18 protein-coding genes and 1 pseudogene are annotated in these 18,376 nt (G+C 57.1%); 11 read left to right on the forward strand and 8 right to left on the reverse strand.

Annotated features, from left to right (window positions below; translation table 11 throughout):
• The first annotated feature begins 119 nt into the window (after positions 1 to 119).
• Genes IMCC12053_RS01945 through cydX form a run of 3 tightly spaced genes read left to right on the forward strand, consistent with a single transcriptional unit; the run spans position 120 to position 3,048 of the window.
• On the forward strand, positions 120 to 1,730 hold the full coding sequence (locus IMCC12053_RS01945; protein ID WP_062215235.1) for a cytochrome ubiquinol oxidase subunit I: 1,611 nt from the start codon (positions 120 to 122) through the stop codon (positions 1,728 to 1,730).
• A gap of 5 nt (positions 1,731 to 1,735) precedes the next feature.
• Positions 1,736 to 2,899: a cytochrome d ubiquinol oxidase subunit II gene (gene cydB, locus IMCC12053_RS01950; RefSeq protein WP_062215238.1), complete on the forward strand. Its 1,164-nt coding sequence runs from the start codon at positions 1,736 to 1,738 to the stop codon at positions 2,897 to 2,899.
• Positions 2,900 to 2,913: 14 nt separating this feature from the next.
• Entirely contained in the window at positions 2,914 to 3,048 is a 135-nt protein-coding gene (gene cydX, locus IMCC12053_RS01955) for a cytochrome bd-I oxidase subunit CydX (protein ID WP_062215242.1), read from the forward strand.
• Between the two features lie 9 nt (positions 3,049 to 3,057).
• Here the strand turns inward: cydX and IMCC12053_RS01960 are convergent, their stop codons facing one another.
• The 4 genes from IMCC12053_RS01960 to IMCC12053_RS01975 form a co-directional block, all read right to left on the reverse strand.
• A complete protein-coding gene (locus tag IMCC12053_RS01960; RefSeq protein ID WP_062215246.1) occupies positions 3,058 to 4,011 on the reverse strand; it encodes a sugar-binding transcriptional regulator in 954 nt (317 codons plus the stop codon).
• Positions 4,012 to 4,145: 134 nt separating this feature from the next.
• Positions 4,146 to 5,078, reverse strand: coding sequence for a sugar phosphate isomerase/epimerase family protein (locus IMCC12053_RS01965; RefSeq protein ID WP_062215249.1), 933 nt, complete (start codon positions 5,076 to 5,078; stop codon positions 4,146 to 4,148).
• A gap of 1 nt (position 5,079) precedes the next feature.
• Positions 5,080 to 6,591 (reverse strand): glycerol-3-phosphate dehydrogenase, encoded by a 1,512-nt coding sequence (locus tag IMCC12053_RS01970; RefSeq protein WP_062215252.1) that lies wholly within the window; start codon positions 6,589 to 6,591, stop codon positions 5,080 to 5,082.
• 1 nt (position 6,592) lies between these two features.
• Complete coding sequence (locus tag IMCC12053_RS01975; RefSeq protein WP_062215254.1) at positions 6,593 to 8,218, reverse strand: FGGY-family carbohydrate kinase; 1,626 nt, start codon at positions 8,216 to 8,218, stop codon at positions 6,593 to 6,595.
• Between the two features lie 414 nt (positions 8,219 to 8,632).
• Here IMCC12053_RS01975 and IMCC12053_RS01980 point away from each other — a divergent pair, with 414 nt between their 5' ends.
• The 4 genes from IMCC12053_RS01980 to IMCC12053_RS01995 all read left to right on the forward strand — a co-directional run bounded on the left by IMCC12053_RS01980 (position 8,633) and on the right by IMCC12053_RS01995 (position 12,952).
• Positions 8,633 to 9,283 carry a DUF2291 domain-containing protein gene (locus tag IMCC12053_RS01980; protein ID WP_062215257.1) on the forward strand — a complete coding sequence of 217 codons (651 nt, stop codon included), beginning with the start codon at positions 8,633 to 8,635 and terminating at the stop codon, positions 9,281 to 9,283.
• Complete coding sequence (locus IMCC12053_RS01985) at positions 9,280 to 10,836, forward strand: sugar ABC transporter ATP-binding protein (RefSeq protein WP_062215260.1); 1,557 nt, start codon at positions 9,280 to 9,282, stop codon at positions 10,834 to 10,836. Before IMCC12053_RS01980 ends, IMCC12053_RS01985 begins: the two co-directional genes overlap by 4 nt.
• Before the next feature lie 23 nt (positions 10,837 to 10,859).
• Complete coding sequence (locus tag IMCC12053_RS01990) at positions 10,860 to 11,906, forward strand: ABC transporter permease (RefSeq protein WP_062215263.1); 1,047 nt, start codon at positions 10,860 to 10,862, stop codon at positions 11,904 to 11,906.
• A gap of 98 nt (positions 11,907 to 12,004) precedes the next feature.
• Positions 12,005 to 12,952 (forward strand): D-ribose ABC transporter substrate-binding protein, encoded by a 948-nt coding sequence (locus tag IMCC12053_RS01995; RefSeq protein ID WP_062215266.1) that lies wholly within the window; start codon positions 12,005 to 12,007, stop codon positions 12,950 to 12,952.
• An 89-nt stretch (positions 12,953 to 13,041) separates the two neighbouring features.
• Here IMCC12053_RS01995 and IMCC12053_RS16205 read toward each other — a convergent pair whose 3' ends face one another.
• The 3 genes and pseudogenes from IMCC12053_RS16205 to IMCC12053_RS02005 form a co-directional block, all read right to left on the reverse strand.
• A complete protein-coding gene (locus IMCC12053_RS16205) occupies positions 13,042 to 13,227 on the reverse strand; it encodes a pentapeptide repeat-containing protein (protein ID WP_062215269.1) in 186 nt (61 codons plus the stop codon).
• A 9-nt stretch (positions 13,228 to 13,236) separates the two neighbouring features.
• Positions 13,237 to 13,374, reverse strand: a pseudogene (locus IMCC12053_RS16210) (hypothetical protein); the annotation flags it as partial.
• Between the two features lie 9 nt (positions 13,375 to 13,383).
• Positions 13,384 to 14,157 carry a 3-hydroxybutyrate dehydrogenase gene (locus tag IMCC12053_RS02005; RefSeq protein WP_177205492.1) on the reverse strand — a complete coding sequence of 258 codons (774 nt, stop codon included), beginning with the start codon at positions 14,155 to 14,157 and terminating at the stop codon, positions 13,384 to 13,386.
• Between the two features lie 392 nt (positions 14,158 to 14,549).
• On the opposite strand from IMCC12053_RS02005, the gene IMCC12053_RS02010 reads away from it, so the two are divergent.
• On the forward strand, positions 14,550 to 16,364 hold the full coding sequence (locus IMCC12053_RS02010; RefSeq protein WP_062215272.1) for an extracellular solute-binding protein: 1,815 nt from the start codon (positions 14,550 to 14,552) through the stop codon (positions 16,362 to 16,364).
• Between the two features lie 2 nt (positions 16,365 to 16,366).
• Complete coding sequence (locus tag IMCC12053_RS15690) at positions 16,367 to 16,510, forward strand: hypothetical protein (protein ID WP_156320728.1); 144 nt, start codon at positions 16,367 to 16,369, stop codon at positions 16,508 to 16,510.
• 181 nt (positions 16,511 to 16,691) lie between these two features.
• On the opposite strand, the gene IMCC12053_RS02015 is transcribed toward IMCC12053_RS15690, so the two are convergent.
• Positions 16,692 to 16,916, reverse strand: a complete 225-nt coding sequence (locus IMCC12053_RS02015; protein WP_062215274.1) for a hypothetical protein — start codon at positions 16,914 to 16,916, stop codon at positions 16,692 to 16,694.
• A gap of 278 nt (positions 16,917 to 17,194) precedes the next feature.
• Between IMCC12053_RS02015 and IMCC12053_RS02020 the strand changes: the two genes are divergently transcribed.
• The gene (locus tag IMCC12053_RS02020) at positions 17,195 to 17,830 is read left to right on the forward strand and encodes a DsbA family oxidoreductase (RefSeq protein ID WP_062215276.1); all 636 of its coding nucleotides are present in this window, start codon (positions 17,195 to 17,197) and stop codon (positions 17,828 to 17,830) included.
• Positions 17,831 to 18,364: a methyltransferase family protein gene (locus tag IMCC12053_RS02025; protein WP_062215278.1), complete on the forward strand. Its 534-nt coding sequence runs from the start codon at positions 17,831 to 17,833 to the stop codon at positions 18,362 to 18,364.
• Positions 18,365 to 18,376 lie beyond the last annotated feature (12 nt).

Consider the following 18,376-nt stretch of genomic DNA (forward strand, 5'->3'; position numbering starts at 1 on the left):
TGTTATTGACGTAGATCAACGTTTCGCCCCAAGTGAAGTGATACACATTCCCATAATTGAATAATTTATGGCCCGAGTCGTGTCATATAGGTCGCCTCATACAAGTTGGAGCTGAATCAATGGAATTCGGTATCGTCGAATTATCCCGTCTACAGTTTGCCGTCACAGTCATGTATCACTTTCTCTTCGTGCCGCTCACGTTGGGCTTGTCGATCCTCGTGGCCATTATGGAAACGGTCTATGTCATGACCAACCGACCCATTTGGCGACAAATGACCAAATTTTGGGGCATGTTGTTTGGCATCAACTTTGTGCTTGGGGTCGCCACGGGGATCACCATGGAATTCCAGTTCGGAATGAACTGGAGCTATTACAGCCACTATGTTGGCGATATTTTCGGGGCCCCTCTGGCCATTGAGGGGCTTATGGCGTTCTTTTTAGAAGCAACCTTTGTGGGGTTATTCTTCTTTGGGTGGGATAAACTCAGCAAGGTCGGACACCTCACCGTGGCGTGGCTCGTGGCAATCGGGTCGAATTTTTCGGCGCTGTGGATTTTGATCGCCAACGGGTGGATGCAAAATCCGGTTGGGGCCGAATTCAATCCGATGACCATGCGCATGGAAATGACCAATTTCTTTGAGGTCATGTTCAACGAAGTGGCCCAAGCGAAATTTGTGCACACCGTGTCCGCCGGATACGTCACCGCATCGGTCTTTGTGATCGGGGTGTCTGCGTGGTATCTGCTGCGCGACCGCCATGTTGAACTGGCGCGCCGCTCCATCACGGTTGCGGCCGCGTTTGGCCTCGCTGCCGCGTTTTCGGTTGTGCTGCTTGGGGACGAGTCCGGCTACTCCGCGACCCACAGCCAAAAAATGAAACTCGCGGCGATCGAGGCAATGTGGGAGACACACGATGCCCCTGCCCCCTTTAATTTGATCGGCTTTCCCGACCAAGAGGCCCGTGAGACGCATTACGCAATCGAGATCCCGTGGGCGATGGGGCTGATTGGCACGCGGTCCTTAACCACCGAAATTCCCGGGATCAACGAGTTGGTGGCAAACGCAGAACAGCGCGTGCGCTCAGGGATAATCGCCTATGAGGCTCTACTGGATGTGCGGGTCAACCGTGAGGCCACAGACCCCGCCGTCATGGCCACCTTTGAGGCGCATTCTGCCGACCTTGGCTTTGCGTTCTTGCTCAAAAAGTATGTCGACAATCCGATGGACGCCACCGAAGCCCAAATCATTGCCGCAGCAAATGACACTGTGCCCACGGTCTGGCCACTGTTTTGGGCGTTTCGCATCATGGTTGGGCTCGGGTTCGGGTTCATCGCAACCATGGCGTATTTCTTTTACCGCGCCTCGTTCAAGGGCATGAAGTTTCCGCGCCCTGCATTGCATCTGGCCGTCTGGATGATCCCCGCACCGTGGATCGCCGCAGAACTCGGGTGGTTTGTTGCCGAATACGGCCGCCAGCCATGGACCGTCGACGGTGTCTTGCCGACCGCCATGTCCGTCAGCGCGCTGTCGATGACCGAAGTTGCGCTAACACTGGCCGGATTTGTGATTTTCTACACAATCTTGTTCATCGTCGAGATGGGTCTGATGCTCAAATACATCCGCAAAGGCCCCTATCAGGACGTGGACGAAACCGATGCGTGGAACAAACGCCATACTGATCGCTTGGCGGGTCGGCGCACTGCCGATGCCATCGCGACACCAGCGGAGTAAAACAGATGATTTTACATGACCTTATGACATACGAACTGCTTCGCGTGATCTGGTGGGGATTGTTGGGCGTGTTGCTCATCGGATTTGCCCTAACGGACGGGTTTGATATGGGCGTAGGCGCACTCTTGCCCTTTGTCGCCAAGACCGACATCGAACGCCGTGTCGCGATCAACACGGTCGGGCCGGTTTGGGAGGGCAACCAAGTTTGGTTTATCCTCGGGGGTGGTGCGATCTTTGCCGCTTGGCCGCCACTGTATGCCGTCAGCTTTTCGGGCTTTTACCTAGCGATGTTCGTGATCCTTGCCGCCTTTATTGTGCGTCCTGTGGCCTTCAAATACCGCTCCAAACGTGACGACCCGCGGTGGCGCAGCACATGGGATTGGGCCTTGTTTGCAAGTGGTGCCGTTCCCGCACTTTTGTTTGGTGTGGCTGTCGGCAACGTCATCCACGGGGTTCCATTCCACTTTACCGATGATTTGCACACCATCTATGAGGGGGCTTGGTATATGAAGTTTATCGGCCTGCTTGATCCGTTCTCGCTTTTGGCCGGCGTGGTGTCGTTGTCGATGCTTGTGATGCACGGCAGTGCGTGGCTCACGCTCAAGGCGGAGGGCCTCGTACAGACACGCGCCCGCGCTATCGGGTCGGTTGCGGCCCTTGTTGCGGTGGGTGGATACATCCTTGCGGGTGTCTGGCTGGCTGTTGGCATCCAAGGGTTTGAAATCGTCGGCGCCTATGTCACCGATGGTCCGTCAAACCCGCTGCATTTCGAGGTGGCGCGCACATCAAGCTGGTTGTCGGCCTATAGCGTGCGTCCGTGGATTGCGATTGCGCCCGCCTTGGGCATCATCGGCGGCTTGCTTACATTTTTGGGTTTGCGCGCGGGACGTGAAATCTCCACGCTCCTCGTGTCCAAGATGGCCATTTTGGGCGTGATCTCATCGGTCGGTTTGACCATGTTCCCGTTCATCATGCCCTCGTCGAGCGATCCAAAATCATCGCTCACGGTGTGGAACAGTTCCTCGTCGCACCTGACATTGTTTGTCATGCTGGTGGCCACGGTGATCTTTATGCCGCTGATTTTGATGTATACCGCATGGGTCTACAAGGTTTTGTGGGGCAAGGTCACCCAAGCCGATGTGTCCGAAAACTCTCACTCTGTGTATTAAAGAAAGGACATCTTATGTGGTATTTTGCATGGATACTGGGCCTTCCGCTGGCGGCTATTTTCGCGGTGATGAACGCAATGTGGCTTGAGCTAAAAGAGGACGAGCGCAAAATGGCGGGGGCGTCTGATGATCAGGCGCCACGCGACTAGACCCGCAAGTTAGGCCATAAGCGCCTTGGCTGTTTTCTCGTCGGTGATCAAGCCGGACAGGCAGCCGCTCGATAGCACGGCGCGAATTGCTGCTACTTTGTCTGGACCACCGGCCAAGGCAACCACTTGATCTTGTCCCCCCGACAGGCACGGAACGGCCAAGGTGCGCGCGGTCAACGTAGTCTCAAGGCTACGCCCCTGCGCACTAAAGAAACTACCAAGCAATTCGCCCGCCGCACCCGCAGCCGAAATCTCGTGAATTTCGCTTTGCTCGATCATGCCTGACGTCACCAATTGGGTTTCGGACGCGACGGTGCCAATGCCGACAATTTTTAGCGGCGCGCGTTGGCCCATTTCAAAGACATCCCGCACGCCTTTTTGCGCCAATAACACCTCACGGTCATGGGGGGTATTGGCGAAAAACGGCACGGGCATCACATAGGCCGTTGCACCGGTCTTTTCGGCCAACCGGTGCATAACGTCATGCGGATTGGCAGAGAAGTTGCGGGTTAATCCGCCCAAAAGCGAGACGAACCGCGTGGACGTTGCATCACAGCGCGGCAATTGACGCACAGCCGCCGCAAGGGTGCGCCCGTGACCGATCCCGATGGTGGTGGGTGTGCCACTTTCCAACAGCCGTTGCAAAAACGCGGCTCCCGCCACGCCCAGCGTGCGAAGGGGCAACCCCTCCTCGCCCAGATCGGGCGCAACCTCGCACGTGTGCAGACCAAACCGCTCGCACAGTTGCGCCTCTAACTCGATGCATTCAATAATATCACCATCAATGGCGACCTTTACCGCGCCGTCCGCGACAGCGCGCGCAATCAGGCGGTGGGTTTTAACAGAAGGCAGGCCCAGCTTTTTGGCCACCGCCGCCTGCGTCAAACCACCAACGTAATGCAGCCAAGCGGCGCGAATTGCGAGACTTTGCTCGTTTGTGCTATTGCCTACGATCTTTGCCATTAGCTGTGCTCCGTCCCTCACGTCTGCGCGGCGATGAACGCCTCACACCCGATATCTCCCGTATCGGCCCGTGATTAATAATGCGTCGACCTGATAAAGCTATGTTTATTTTGCATATCATCCGATCCCAGCCCTTAGATGTTCAAATCTTGCGCACCTGTATCAATGTGCGGTGCCCAAAACGCGACACTCTCGGCAATTTGGGACATCACCTCGCGGTCATTTGGCTCGCGCTCTTTGAAACTCAGCTCAAGACAGATTTCATTGTCACGCGCGCCACCCTGTGCCAGTGCGGTCAATAGCGGGGCGGGCTGAATGCGGCCTTGTGCATTGAACGCCGCCGTAAAGGGACGATGCCCCCCTTTGTCCAACAGGCTTTGCTTGATATGAATGATCGGGCTGACCTGCGGCACGGCGCGCGCCCACGCATATGGGTCATAGTCGTCGGGATTCTGACTGGTGACATCGCCATGATCAATATCCGCCATCATCCACATCGGAAGGGCCATATTGGCCGCAGTGAGCCGCTCTTGCAGGGCGAGACAATTCTGGATCGTCTCTCCAAATTCGCGCCCGACACTCATCGGCTCCCAATACACATATGACAGCCCAGCCGCCTTCGCATGTTCGGCCACATCGGCCCAACACTCAATCGCGATCTCGATCAACGCCTCGCGCCGTGCGAGATCGTCAAAATCCTTATAAGTGAAAATCGCAAACTGCGTGCCCACCGATGTTCCGCCCAGCTCCGCCGTTATGTCCGCGAATGTTTTGAACCACTCCACGTAGTACCTACGCACATCATGGTCGGGGTGACCAAAATGGTTGAGGCGTCCGTATGGCCCCGTCATCCCGCTTGTCACGCGCACACCGGTGCGGCTCAACGCCTGCGCCATATCACGGGTCAACCGGCGAATGACCGAGGCTGGCCAGCTTGGGTTGATGAACTCATGTGTCAGTTGCAGATCCCGAATGCGCAGCGTGTGTGCAACGGCGTCAATCAAATCATCCGGCTCGGCAAAGCGGTTGACCAACGGGTTGGTGTTCAACGAAAGAGACAGCGCCATATTAAGCCGCCTTTTGCGTGGCGGCATCCATCCACGCGCCAAAGGCTATTTGCTGTGCGTCACTGAGGTGCAACCGATGTTTGGTGCGCCGCCACAAGATGTCTTGTGGGGTTTGTGCCCATTCATGCGCCATGAGATAGCGTGCCTCGGCCTCATACAGATCACCGCCAAAGTGCTGTCCTAATCCGTCAATTGTGGTTGCCTCTCCCACCACCATGTCGATCCGTGCGCCGTAGAGCCGCCCGTAGTGCAGGCGCAAACTGCGCGGCATCCACGGGTATTGCGTTTTGAGGGTTTGCGCAAACGCCGCGTAATCCGCGTCTGGAATGTCGCCCCCCGGGAGCGGTGCCGTTTGCGTCCAATCCAGGCCCATGGTCGGGAAAAAACCCGCAATTTTGTGCAATCCGCGCTCGGCCAACTCGCGAAAGGTGGTGATCTTTCCGCCAAAGATATTCAGGAGCGGCGCACCGCCCACCTCATCGAGATCAAACACATAATCGCGCGTCACGGCAGAGGGATTACCCTGCCCGTCATCAAACAACGGACGCACGCCCGAAAAGCTCTCAACCACATCACTGCGGATCAATTTTTCCTTAAAGTAGCGGTTCACCGCCGCAATCAGGTATTCAATTTCGCTCTCATCGGGCGTCACATCCTCGGCGCGCCCCTCATACGAAATGTCCGTGGTGCCGATCAGAGCCTTGTCGCCCTCATAGGGGTTGATAAAGATCACGCGCTTGTCGTGGTTTTGCACCAGATAGGCGTTTTGCCCCTCCCAGAACTTTGGCACAACGATATGCGAGCCTTTGACGAGACGCACGTTGCGGCTTGAATTTGCGCCCGCCACGCGGGTTACAACATCGCTCACCCATGGCCCTGCGGCATTGACCAGAACCTTTGCGCGAAACTCGCGCGGCTCGCCTGTGAGCGTGTCAGTGGTCGTGATCCGCCATGCGCCGTCTTCGCGCCGCGCGGATGTGCAGGCGGTGCGTGTCAGCACAGTCGCGCCGTGATTTGCCGCATCAACCGCATTGAGTACAACCAAACGGGCGTCATCGACCCAGCAATCGGAATATTCAAATCCGCGTTTATAGTGATCAAGCAGCGGCGCCCCCTCGGGATCACGGCGCAAATTCAGCGTCCGCGTTCCGGGAAGTTTTTTGCGCCCGCCCAGATGGTCATACAAAAACAGCCCCAAGCGCACGAGCCAAGCCGGACGATCATCGGGGGAATGCGGCAAGACAAAGCGCATCGGCCAAATAATGTGCGGCGCGGCGTTCATAAGGACTTCGCGCTCAATCAACGCCTCTCGCACCAACCGAAACTCGTAGTATTCCAAGTAGCGCAACCCGCCATGCACAAGCTTGCCCGAACGTGACGATGTGCCCTCGGCCAGATCGTCCTTTTCACACAACACCACGCTAAGCCCGCGCCCTGCGGCGTCCCGCGCAATCCCTGCGCCGTTGATACCGCCGCCAATTACGAATAGATCGACTGATGGGATTGCTGTCATGTTACGCTCCTCGTGACGCAGGGCGTGCGTCCGTTGTCATTTCGGTATGGTCATTTTCGGAGGGGACAGTCATCGCCGCATGGTGTGCTGCAAGATCGTCCCAAATCGGGGTCAGTGCGCTACGTGTTTTGGCGTAGGCCGCATAGAGGCCATCATAGGTGGCCACCAGCGCTGGATCGGGGCGTTCCGCCTGTGCGAGCAAGGGTGTGACCCATGTCGCAATACACTCATCCATAGTCTCGTAAGCGCCGATCGCAACGGCCGCCATCATCGCACATCCGGCGGCTCCCGCCTCATCACGGGCAGACACGCGCACGGGCGTATTGAGGCATCCCGACAGGATTGCGCGCAATCCATCCGAGCGCGCCGCCCCACCCGTCAGGCGCACTTCGGACGGCATGTCGCCCATAGCGCCATAACAATCGCGCGCCGCCAGTGCCAATCCCTCAACCACACCGCGTAGCAGGTCTGCAAACCGGTGATTGGCGTTTAGTCCAACGAAGCTCGCCCGCGCATTGGCGTTCACGAACGGACCGCGTTCCCCTGCCTCGGAAATATACGGATGATACAGTAGTGTGCTGGGATCAGAGCGCGCCAACCAGTCGTCGATGCGCGGTACAAGATCCGAATAGGAGTGCTCATAGCCAAGGTCGGTCATCATATCTGCGGCCATGCGCAGCGCCCAATCGATATTGAGCGTTGCGGCCATGTTGGTTTGCACTTGGGTGACAAAATCCGTAACGGGCAAGCAAATCACGTAGCCCGTTCCCTCACCATTGAGGTGGACATCAGACGACAACACAGAGCGCATATGCACACCCGTTGATCCGATGGTGGAACACGCAGACCCCGCGTGCCCTGTGTGAACGCCCGCACCCAATGCAGTCATCACCATGTCGACATAGCCCAGTGACACTGGCGTCCCCGCCAAAAGGCCCGTGGCCTGTGCGGCGTCGGGCGTCAATGCAAACACCGTCTGACTGCCATCAACAATGGGTGGCAACAATGATTTGCGGTGGCTCAGGCCGAGCGCATTCAGGACAGTGTCATCGTAGTCGCGTGTGCGAAAGTTGCCGAAGGTAAAGCTGGCCTCGGACGGATCTGTGGCGCGCACCCCCGTAAGATTGGCAAACAGCCAGTCCTTACAGTGCAAGGCCACCTCGGCGCGATCCAACAGCTCGGGCAGATGACGATCCATATGCGCCATTTGCGTCGATTGCTGACTGGTGTTGAGGCCTGTTCCCGTGGCCTCGAAGCGCGCGCGCTCACCCGCCCCCTGCGACAAGGCCCGCGCCGTTGGCGCCGCGCGCGCATCAAGCCACAACCACGCATCGGTAACGGGGGCGTTTTGCGCCCCGACAAGCCATGTGCCATCACCCTGCCCCGTCACGGCAATCGCCGCAGTGCGCGCCGCAAGATTGTCAACGCGGTCAAATAGACCCCTGATCGCCTTTACACAGTCGGCCCATGTTTGGGGCAACGATTGCACCGCTGATCCGTCTGCGCCTGTGCGGTAGGTATTGAGTGCGGCGGAGGTTGCGATTTGTCGACCGCTTAGATCGAGTGCAACAGCCTTAATGACCGATGTGCCCGCGTCAATTCCAATGATGATGTCACACTGTGCCATTTACGCCTCCGCCCTTATTCGTCTGGTCTGCACCGGCGACATCAAACCTCTCGCCGCGTGCACCCTGTATTCTATGTGTGGTCGCCCACGTCTTTGTGCGTCGCACATTTGCGCCAAGCCAGCTATGCCGCATGTGCCGCAAATCCGTCCTATCGTTCAACAGGTTTAGCACATCATTTTTCCATTGTGTGAATTTTTTTGCAGACAACGCAAATTATTTCACATAGGCTCTGATTCACCAACACACAGATAACGCATCACTGCGGCCCTGCGTGTCGGCACATGGGAGGAGGACAATTCAACCGTTGGAGGACGGTCGGGTTATCTTCACAACATCGAGAAACGGGTGCCGCTTTTGCGCGCATCTTCACGTGCAACGGCCGCTCGCGGCCAATGACCAGAGAGCATAGCGCAATGGCCATAACCGACACCACGCCCCGCCAAAAGGCGAAATCCAGAACACCGCTGATGATTGCGGCGGCTGTTGTGGTCGTTATGGGCGCGATGGCCCTTGATACAACTGTTGTTCAGATCGGCTCTGACCTTGATGCACGCAAACAGGCGTTCTCGCCTGACGCATATGGCGCGGCACAGTTCCCCGTTATCCAGTCATCTGTCACCGGACGCGCCGTAGACGCCGCAAAACTGGCCACAGAACTGGCCGCAGACAAAGCCGCAGCCATTGCCGCATACGGTGTGGGTGACGGGATCGGCCCCGTGATCCCTGTCCGCTTGACAGGTGTGGTCGCAAACGGTCGCTCGGGCATCTATGACGTCACTGTAGCGGGCGTTCCCGACACCATCCGCATCCGCGTCCAAACTGGCCCCGCCATTAATGGTACGGATTTACGGGATGCCACGGGTGATATCGCCTTTGGGGCCTTCACCAATCAAATTGAATACCAAGACGCCGGAGCGGGCATCAATCGCGCGATGTCCGAGGCCATTTTGTCAGATGTTGATCGCGATGCTCTTAGCGGACGCACACTCACTGTCACGGGCGTCTTCAAGCTCATCAACCCGAAAAACTGGCTGATCACGCCAGTGGAGTTTGATGTCCAATGATCACCGATGTGTCACATATCGACGTCCCAACGGCCACGCCCGACACGGCGGAAGTCGTATTGGCCGCGCGCAACATCGCCAAATCCTTCGGCGCGGTGCAAGCACTTAAAGGCGTCAATTTCGACATTCATCGCGGACAAGTCACCACGTTGTTTGGCGAAAACGGCGCGGGCAAATCGACGTTGATGAAAATCCTGTCGGGGGTGCAATTGCCCACTTCTGGCGAGATTTTGGTGGACGGGGTGCCTGTGACACTGTCGTCGACCACGGATGCGCTCAACTTTGGCATTTCGATCATCCACCAAGAGTTGAGCCTCGCGCCCAACATGAACGTGCGCGACAACATCTTTTTGGGGCGCGAAATCACGGGTCCAACGGGCGTCAATTTTGCCGAGGAAGAACGCCAAGCCCGCAACCTCATGCAAGAGCTCGAAGAGGACATTGATCCGCTCACCCTCGTCGAAGATTTGCGCCTTGGACAGCAACAAATCGTTGAAATCGCACGCGCCCTGTCGGTCAATTCGCGCATTTTGATTATGGACGAGCCGACATCGGCACTTTCAGCCAGCGAAGTCGAGGTTCTGTTCAAAGTTATTCGCGATCTGACGGCGCGCGGCGTCTCGATCGTCTATATTTCGCACCACCTCGAAGAAGCATTACAAGTGACCAACCACGCCGTTGTGCTGCGCGATGGGGCCATGACGGCCTATGCACCGCGCAGCGAGATCGATCTGGAATGGATTGTGCGCAATATGGTTGGCGAGAACTTTGACCTCGGCGCGCCGCCCTCTGGCTATGCATTTGGCGCACCCGCCCTTGAGATCAAAGACCTCAGCGTGGCAGACGCATCGGGCACCGGTCTTGCCGTTGATCGGCTCAACCTCACCGTGAACGCCGGCGAAGTGGTCTGTATTTACGGCTTGATGGGCGCAGGGCGCACCGAATTGATGGAATGTGCCGCTGGTCGCATGAGTGCGGCGCACGGCCACGTGTTGCTCCATGGCCAAGACGTTTCGCGACTGACGATTGCACAGCGGATTGACGCGGGCCTTGTGCTGGTGCCCGAAGACCGTCAGCGCGATGGATTGGTGCAAACCATGAGTGTCGGCACGAACCTGTCGTTGGCCTCTATCCGCGCCTTTACCAAACGCTTGTTCACCTCGCGCAGCGCGGAGGACGTCATTATTGCTGACACCATTCGCGATGTGACCGTCAAAACCGATGGGCCAGACGCAATGATCGGGTCTTTGTCGGGCGGCAATCAGCAAAAGGTTGTGATCGGCAAAATGTTGGCCACATCGCCCAGTGTGATCCTTTTGGACGAACCCAGCCGCGGGATCGATATCGGCGCCAAAGCCGAAGTGTTTGGCCTGTTGGCCGAGCGCGCCCGCCAAGGGATTGCCGTTGTATACACCACATCCGAGGTCGGCGAATGCCTTTCGATTGCCCATAGGATCATCGTCATGAGCCGTGGGCGCATCTCCGCCGAATTCACCCAAAACGTCACCAAAGAAGAGATCATGGCCGCCTCGGGCGAAGCTGTGGTTGCTTGATCGACTCTCAAGGAGCTTGCACCATGTCGGACACGACCTCAAAAGCGGCACAATCCACGCCCACAAAGCCGCGCCTCGACATTGGCTACCTGTTGTTGGAGGGGCGTGCGTTCTTTGCGCTGATCGCAATTATCGTTATCTTTTCAATGCTGTCGCCCAACTACTTCAGCCTGCCAAACTTTTTGATCATGACGTCACAAGTGGCCATTTTTGGCCTGTTGGCTATCGGTATGCTGCTGGTCATTCTAAGTGGCGGGATTGATTTGTCGGTTGGATCGACATTGGCGCTTTGCGGTGTGTTTGCGGGATTTTTGATGCAGGGCGTCGAATTGGAGTCCCTTGGGATTATCATCTATCTGCCGGTTTGGGCCGTGGTGGTGTGTACCCTCGCCATGGGGGCATTTGTTGGCGTGATCAACGGCATCTTGGTCGCATGGTTCAAGGTTCCGGCGTTCGTGGCCACATTGGGTACGCTCTATGTGGCACGCGGTGCGGCGTTGCTGATGACCAATGGCTTGACGTTTAACAACCTGTCGGGGCGCGCCGAATTGGGGAACACAGGCTTTGAATGGCTTGGGTTCAACCGCCTTTGGGGCGTGCCGATTAGCATCTTTGCACTTAGCCTAGTGGCCGTCACGGTGTATCTGTTGCTGTCGCGTACCCCGTTTGGACGCTGGCTCTATTCGGCAGGTGGCAACCCCAATGCGGCGCGCCTATCGGGTGTGCCCGTCTCCAAAGTTCTGATCTGGGTTTATGTCCTGTCTGGGGTCTGTGCAGCCATTGCGGGGCTTGTTCTCAGCTCGCAACTGACCTCCGCTGGCCCGACCGCAGGCACGACCTATGAGCTGACCGCAATCGCCGCCGTTGTGATCGGCGGGGCCGCGTTGACGGGCGGGCGTGGCACCGTGCGCGGCACGCTTTTGGGCGGGTTCGTGATCGTGTTTTTGGGCGCGGGCCTCGTGATCACGGGGGTGTCGTCCTACTGGCAGACCGTGTTTACCGGCGCGGTGATCGTGCTCGCCGTCTTGCTCAACTCCATCAATTACGGGGGCAAAGGCCGCACATCCTAGCGCCGCCCCCACCACAGTTTGTACGCGCTTCCGATGGGACGGGGCGCTACGAAACCCGCCGATCGTTCGGCATTTAGACACCAAAGGGAGAGACCAACATGATTAAGTTTACAACACGCACATTGCTCGCCGCAGCAACCGCCCTGCCCCTCATGGCAGGCTCCGCTTGGGCAGATGGATTGATCTCCATTATCGTCAACGACCCTGCGAACCCCTACTGGTTCACCGAAGGCGAAGTGGCCAAGGCAACCGCCGAAGAGCTCGGGTATGAGGCCACCGTGTCCGCTCACACTGGCGACACCAACCTCGAGTCGAACCTCATTGACGCGGCAATCACCAACGGTGCGGCTGCGATCATTCTTGATCCGGCAAACGCTGACGGCTCTGTCGGTGTTGTGCGCAAAGCAACCGAAGCGGGCATTCCCGTGTTTCTCGTGAACGCGGAAATCAACGAAAGCGGCTTGGCCATCGGTCAGTTGGTCTCGAACAACGCACAGGGCGCAGCCCTTGGTGCAATCGCATGGCAAGAGGTCGTCGGTGACGCCGCAAGCTATGTCGAGTTCTTTGGCAACCCATCCGACAACAACGCCGCGACACGCTCCAACGGTTACAACACCGTGCTCAGCCAGTACCCCGACCTCGTCAAAGTCGCTGAAGAAGTCGCAAACTGGGACCGCACACAGGGCTACACCAAGATGCAGTCGATCATTCAGGCAAACCCTGTGATTGATGCCGTGATTTCAGGGAACGACGAGATGGCGCTCGGCGCGATTGCGGCGCTCAAAGAAGCGGGTCGCCTTGACGGTGTTGTCGTTGGCGGATTTGACGGCTCACCAGATGCGGTTGCATCCGTTGCCGCCGGAGAAATGGCCTATACCGTGCTTCAGCCTGTTGCCGTATTCGCCCGCGAAGCGGTCATCCAAGCCGATCACTACATCAAAAACGGCGAAGCTATGGTCGCAACCGAAAAGCAGTTGTTCGACTGCCTGTTGATCACAGCAGACAACGTGGCCAACTACACAGCACCCTTTACGCTGTCCAACTAAGACCTCCCAAGCACACGAGAAAGAGGCGCTCTTACGGGCGCCTCTTTTTCTTGGCGATATCATCGCGCCCTACACAAGAGATTATCCGATCAACCTTCGTGCCATTTTTTCAACAAGTCGGTCACGGCAATCCCGTCGATGGTCATCCCTTCAAGGCCGCAATTGAGGATGGCAAATCCTGTGAGATTGCAGTTCGTCACAACCGCGTCCGAAAAGTTCACGTTGTCGATGCGACTGCGTGTGAGGTTCGCGTTGTGCAATGACAAGCTCTCCATATTGCAATCATCTATGATAGTGCCTAGAAAGTTACATCCCGTTACAACCGTATGGGATAGATTACATCGCGAGATCTTTGATCCAGCCAGTCCCGCATTTTCGAAGATGAGTGGCTCGTTCGAGTGCATGAGAGTGATCCTTACCATTTACTAGAGTTATAAAGCCGTCCATCCGCCGTCGACGGAAAGTGTCGTCCCTGTGATTTGCGCCGCGGCGTCCGAGGCAAGGAACAAACACGTCCCCCCCAATTGCTCGACGGTCGCAAATTCTTTTGATGGCTGACGCTCTAACAAGACCTCACGGATCACCGTTTCGCGGTCCATATCATACTTTTTCATCGTATCTGGGATCTGCGCCTCGACAAGCGGGGTTAGCACATAGCCCGGACAAATCGCATTGGCGGTGATCGCCTCACGCGCGGTTTCGAGCGCGGTCACTTTGGTCAGGCCCACAACGCCGTGTTTGGCTGCAACGTAGGCCGATTTATAGGGCGAGGCCGTCAGGCCATGCGCCGAGGCGATATTGATCACCCGTCCCCACCCCGCTTTGCGCATCATCGGTAGGGCGGCGGCAGTGGTATGAAACGCCGAGGACATGTTGATCGCAATAATAGCGTCCCACTTATCAACCGGAAACTCGTCAATCCCCGCGACATATTGAATGCCTGCATTATTCACCAAAATATCGCACACACCCGCCCGTGTGATCAGGTCGCGGCACTCATCGGCCTTGGACATATCAGCGCTGATATAGCGCGCCTCAACGCCAAATTCGGTGGCGATGCTGTGCGCCAGTTCATGGTCCTCTTGGCTGTCGGTGAATGAGTTGAGCACAACGTTGATGCCCGCTTTGGCCAATTCACGCGCCACGCCAAGGCCAATCCCCGAATTGGATCCGGTCACGAGGGCGGTTTTACCTTTTAGGTCCATGTTGATCTCCATTCGATGCCATTTTGTCCGAGTGTAGAACCCTGACGCGCAATGCAAAGAGAGAATCGGTGCTACGGCGCAGAAACGCCCCGAACCGCGCGAAACTTTGGCATACCTGACATGTGCTTTAGGTGGGGCCGCTGCACGCCCTAAGTCCAAGCATAGTTGGGGGCGACCTAAGGTCAATTTTGGAAATTTTGCCAAAAAAAACGCCGGCACAAGGCCGGCGCAAAGTTATTGAGGCAGGTTTCATACAGGCAAGAAACCTATCGAGCAGTGAGGTCTTTATACGCCTTTCAACGGGCCACTCCAAGCTAAAAGTTTGAATTCACTGATCCACCCGCTTAGGCTAACCCTCACATAACAAACGAGACGGAGGCTTTGTTCTCGATATGGCAACGAATATTTTCTACGCGCTACGCGCCACAAGCGCCGCATTGGCGCTCATCGCCGGATCAAGTCTTGCGTATGGCGAGCCGATGCATGGCATAGCTATGTATGGCACCCCCGACCTACCACAAGATTTCGTGTCTCTCCCCTACGCGGACCCGACAGCCCCCAAGGGGGGCAAGATCGTCACTGGCGAGGGCGGAACCTTTGATAGCCTCAACCCGTTTGTGCAAAAAGGCACCTCGCCGTGGCAGCTTCGTTACATGTTGGCGGAGAGCTTAATGGGCCGCGCCTACAGCGAACCTTTCACCCTATATTGCCTGTTGTGCGAGACAATCGACACCGATGAGGACCGCACATGGGCGGAATTTACCCTGCGCCCTGAGGCCCGATTCTCTGATGGCAGCCCCGTGACGCCCGAGGATGTCATCTGGTCCTACGAGAAATTGGGGACCGAGGGCCATGGCCGCTACGCCTCGCTGTGGGGGCAAATTGCATCCATCGAGAAAACCGGTGACGCCTCCGTCAAGTTCACATTCAACACCGACAACCGCGAATTGGCGCTTTTGGTCGGGATGCGCCCCATTTTGCAAAAAGCACAGTGGGAGGGCAAAGATTTCACTCAATCAGGCTTTGATGAAATCCCCATCGGCTCAGCGCCCTACACCGTGACAGATTACGATGCAGGCACATTTGTCGAATTGACCCGAAATCCCGACTATTGGGGCAAAGATGTGCCGTTTATGCGCGGACAGGCCAATCTCGATACCATCCGGTGGGAATTCTTTGCGGATTCCTCACTGGTGATCGAGGCCTTTAAAGCGGGCGAACTCAATAGCCACCGCGAATTCAACGTGCAGACGTGGGATGATCAGTACGATTTCCCCGCCGTCGAGCGCGGCGATGTGATCAAATCCATCATCCCGCATGAACGCCCGTCTGGTATGACGGGATTTGTGATGAACACCCGCCTGCCCCAGTTTTCCGATTGGCGCGTGCGTCAGGCCCTCATTGAGGCGTTCAACTTTGAATACATCAACGAGGTGCAAACGGGATCACAGCAATCGCGCATCACCTCATACTATTCCAACTCGGTGTTAGGAATGACGTCCGGCCCCGCCGAGGGGCGCGTGGCGCAGATGCTCGCACCCTACGCCGATGATCTGCCGCCCGATACACTCGAGGGATACGTATTTCCCGCCACATCGGGATCGCTCAATGATCGTCAATCCACACGGCGCGCCTTGGGTCTGTTCAAAGACGCAGGCTACACCGTGCAAGATGGCGTGATGAAAGACGCACGCGGCGCGCCCTATACCTTTGAGATCCTATTGCAGTCCGGTGACGATGAAAATCAATCTATTATAGATACTTACACGCAGTCCCTCATCCAGATTGGCATCACGCCCACCATCACTGTTGTCGATCGCCCCCAATACCGAGAGCGCTCGGACACCTTTGATTTCGGAATGACCACGTTTCGCCGCGGACTGTCGCTCTCGCCCGGCAACGAGCAAAAGACCTACTGGGGGTCAGAGGCGGCCGAGATCGAAGGATCACGCAATGTCATGGGCGTTCAATCAAAGGCCGTCGATGGTCTGATTGAGACGATGCTCTCCTCGCAAAGCAAAGACGACTTTATCGCAGCAACCCGCGCACTGGACCGCGTGTTGACCGCGGGCCGCTATGTCATCCCGATCTATCAGTGGAATATCTCACGCGTGGCCCACGCCAAAGAGCTGACCTACCCTAAGACATTGCCGATTTACGGCGATTGGATCGGCTGGCAACCGGATGTTTGGTATTGGAACGAATAGATATGGTGCGTAAATTTATTGTCGTGGCGGTGTTGGCGGTTGGATTGACCGCCTGCGCGCCTGCCTATGTTGCGGGCAAGACCCTCAAAACGGGTGTAAAGGCCACAACCAAAGTGACAAAATCGGCGGTCGGTGTGGTGTTCTAATCCCCACCCAATACGCCGTATCCTTCATCGGGTCCGCTCACAGAGCTAGCCGCTTTGGTCACGAGACATAAGAAAACCCCCGGATGCTGTTTACCGCATCTTCGGGGGCTCTTTGGGACAGACGAGACAGGGGGAGGATCACTGCTCGTGACATCTTGTCTGCCCGGATGGAGGCACGCGGTTAGTGCGTGCCGTCGACTGTGCCGGTGAGGAACTCGATATTGCTCAACTCATCGGTGATGCTGGTTTGAACGGGAAGCCAGTTAAAGGCTCCTGCTGCGATTGCGAGGGATGCCACCGCCCCAAGTCCAAGCGTCACGACGGGAAGTCTGGACAGCTTTACGTGTCCGCCTTGTCTGGCGCGGCCTTGTACGGTGGAGAAACGGTCGTTGGAAACATATGCCATGGGAGGGAACCTCTTAAAAACTCAATCGTTGCAATTATTTAACCACGTTTTTCACCGCCCGAAAAGCGCCGCGATTATTACAAGCGAACCCCACCCTTCGCCAGAACGCCACGCGAACAAACCCAAAACATCGCCACTTTGCAAAGTTGCAAACCCCACCCAAGCACAAGATGTAGGGCAAGGGGAACGTCGCCGCGCGCCCAAAATGTGACTGCGCGGAACATTTTCCTTTTGTTATTTCCTCGCCAACCACCCCACGCCGCGCTATGTCGTAGCCCATGATAAAACTTGATATTTTCCACGACCCGATCTGCCCATGGTGCTACATCGGCAAGGCCCGCCTTGACCGCGCGATGGAAGCCCGCCCGAACCATCAGTTCGTGGTGGAGTGGCATCCGTTCCAACTCAACCCCGACATGCCAGCACAAGGCATGGACAGGCGCGCCTACCTTGAGGGTAAGTTCGGCGGCGTTCAGGGTGCGATTGACGCCTACCGCCCTATCGTCGAGACGATGGGCGCAGAGTTGCCAAAGGCCGATCTGGGGACAATCAAACGCACCCCCAATACGCTCAATGCGCACCGCTTGATCCACTGGGCAGGCATCGAGGGCATGCAAACCCCGATCGTCGCCGCCCTCTACCGCGCATATTTCCATGAGGGGCGCGACATCGGGGATATCGAAACCCTTGCAGATATCGCGGATAGCATGAGTATGGACGCCAGTCTCGTGACGCGTCTTTTGTCCACCGATGAGGACACCGACATGATCCGCGCGCGCGATGCACATGCCCGCGAACGCGGAATTTCTGGCGTGCCGCTCTATGTTGTGGCCAACCAACACGCTGTTCCGGGCGCGCAGGCCACGGACCTGTGGATCAAAGTGATTGACGAATTGGCCGAGGCCGCTGACTAAATGAGCGCCGCCGCCTCACCATATGCGTTTGATTTCGCGTTGGGCCTTATCGGCGCACTGGGGTGGATTGCGGTTTTGACCCATGCCGTGCGCCACCCCGCCGCGCGTCTTTGGCCACCACGCCAACCAAGCATATTGACGGTGATTTGGTCATGGGGCCTGACAATCGTCATTTACATCAGCCTTGTGCGCCTTGGCTCCAGTGTCGGCAACACATTGGACCTGTCCGCCTTTGTGCGGTGGGGCATCGGCGGCACACTTGCCATCTCAGGATCACTGTTTCACTCATGGGCCACGTCCACATTGGGCCTTAAGGCCACGTCAGGTTGGCCCGCGGCGCGTTGCACACGCGGCCCCTACGCCTTTTGCGCCCATCCGCAATACATCGGCCAAGGGCTATCCTTTGCTGGCTTGACCCTGATTGCAGGCGCGCCACATGCACTCATCATTGCTGCACTTGGCTGTCTTGCATTGGCCTTTGCCGCACGTGTTGAGGCCACGCACCTCAATGCGCACCACCCCACGCACACATAAGCACAGACCCCG

It is taken from the genome of Celeribacter marinus, assembly GCF_001308265.1.
In the GTDB taxonomy this organism is placed as follows: Bacteria; Pseudomonadota; Alphaproteobacteria; order Rhodobacterales; family Rhodobacteraceae; genus Celeribacter; species Celeribacter marinus.

Bases quoted from the DNA above. Each gene is read 5' to 3' on its own strand.
- IMCC12053_RS01945 (WP_062215235.1), top strand. From the start codon at position 120: ATGGAATTCGGTATCGTCGAATTATCCCGTCTACAGTTTGCCGTCACA.
- cydB (WP_062215238.1), top strand. From the start codon at position 1,736: ATGATTTTACATGACCTTATGACATACGAACTGCTTCGCGTGATCTGG.
- cydX (WP_062215242.1), top strand. From the start codon at position 2,914: ATGTGGTATTTTGCATGGATACTGGGCCTTCCGCTGGCGGCTATTTTC.
- IMCC12053_RS01960 (WP_062215246.1), bottom strand. From the start codon at position 4,011: ATGGCAAAGATCGTAGGCAATAGCACAAACGAGCAAAGTCTCGCAATT.
- IMCC12053_RS01965 (WP_062215249.1), bottom strand. From the start codon at position 5,078: ATGGCGCTGTCTCTTTCGTTGAACACCAACCCGTTGGTCAACCGCTTT.
- IMCC12053_RS01970 (WP_062215252.1), bottom strand. From the start codon at position 6,591: ATGACAGCAATCCCATCAGTCGATCTATTCGTAATTGGCGGCGGTATC.
- IMCC12053_RS01975 (WP_062215254.1), bottom strand. From the start codon at position 8,218: ATGGCACAGTGTGACATCATCATTGGAATTGACGCGGGCACATCGGTC.
- IMCC12053_RS01980 (WP_062215257.1), top strand. From the start codon at position 8,633: ATGGCCATAACCGACACCACGCCCCGCCAAAAGGCGAAATCCAGAACA.
- IMCC12053_RS01985 (WP_062215260.1), top strand. From the start codon at position 9,280: ATGATCACCGATGTGTCACATATCGACGTCCCAACGGCCACGCCCGAC.
- IMCC12053_RS01990 (WP_062215263.1), top strand. From the start codon at position 10,860: ATGTCGGACACGACCTCAAAAGCGGCACAATCCACGCCCACAAAGCCG.
- IMCC12053_RS01995 (WP_062215266.1), top strand. From the start codon at position 12,005: ATGATTAAGTTTACAACACGCACATTGCTCGCCGCAGCAACCGCCCTG.
- IMCC12053_RS16205 (WP_062215269.1), bottom strand. From the start codon at position 13,227: ATGGAGAGCTTGTCATTGCACAACGCGAACCTCACACGCAGTCGCATC.
- IMCC12053_RS02005 (WP_177205492.1), bottom strand. From the start codon at position 14,157: ATGGACCTAAAAGGTAAAACCGCCCTCGTGACCGGATCCAATTCGGGG.
- IMCC12053_RS02010 (WP_062215272.1), top strand. From the start codon at position 14,550: ATGGCAACGAATATTTTCTACGCGCTACGCGCCACAAGCGCCGCATTG.
- IMCC12053_RS15690 (WP_156320728.1), top strand. From the start codon at position 16,367: ATGGTGCGTAAATTTATTGTCGTGGCGGTGTTGGCGGTTGGATTGACC.
- IMCC12053_RS02015 (WP_062215274.1), bottom strand. From the start codon at position 16,916: ATGGCATATGTTTCCAACGACCGTTTCTCCACCGTACAAGGCCGCGCC.
- IMCC12053_RS02020 (WP_062215276.1), top strand. From the start codon at position 17,195: ATGATAAAACTTGATATTTTCCACGACCCGATCTGCCCATGGTGCTAC.
- IMCC12053_RS02025 (WP_062215278.1), top strand. From the start codon at position 17,831: ATGAGCGCCGCCGCCTCACCATATGCGTTTGATTTCGCGTTGGGCCTT.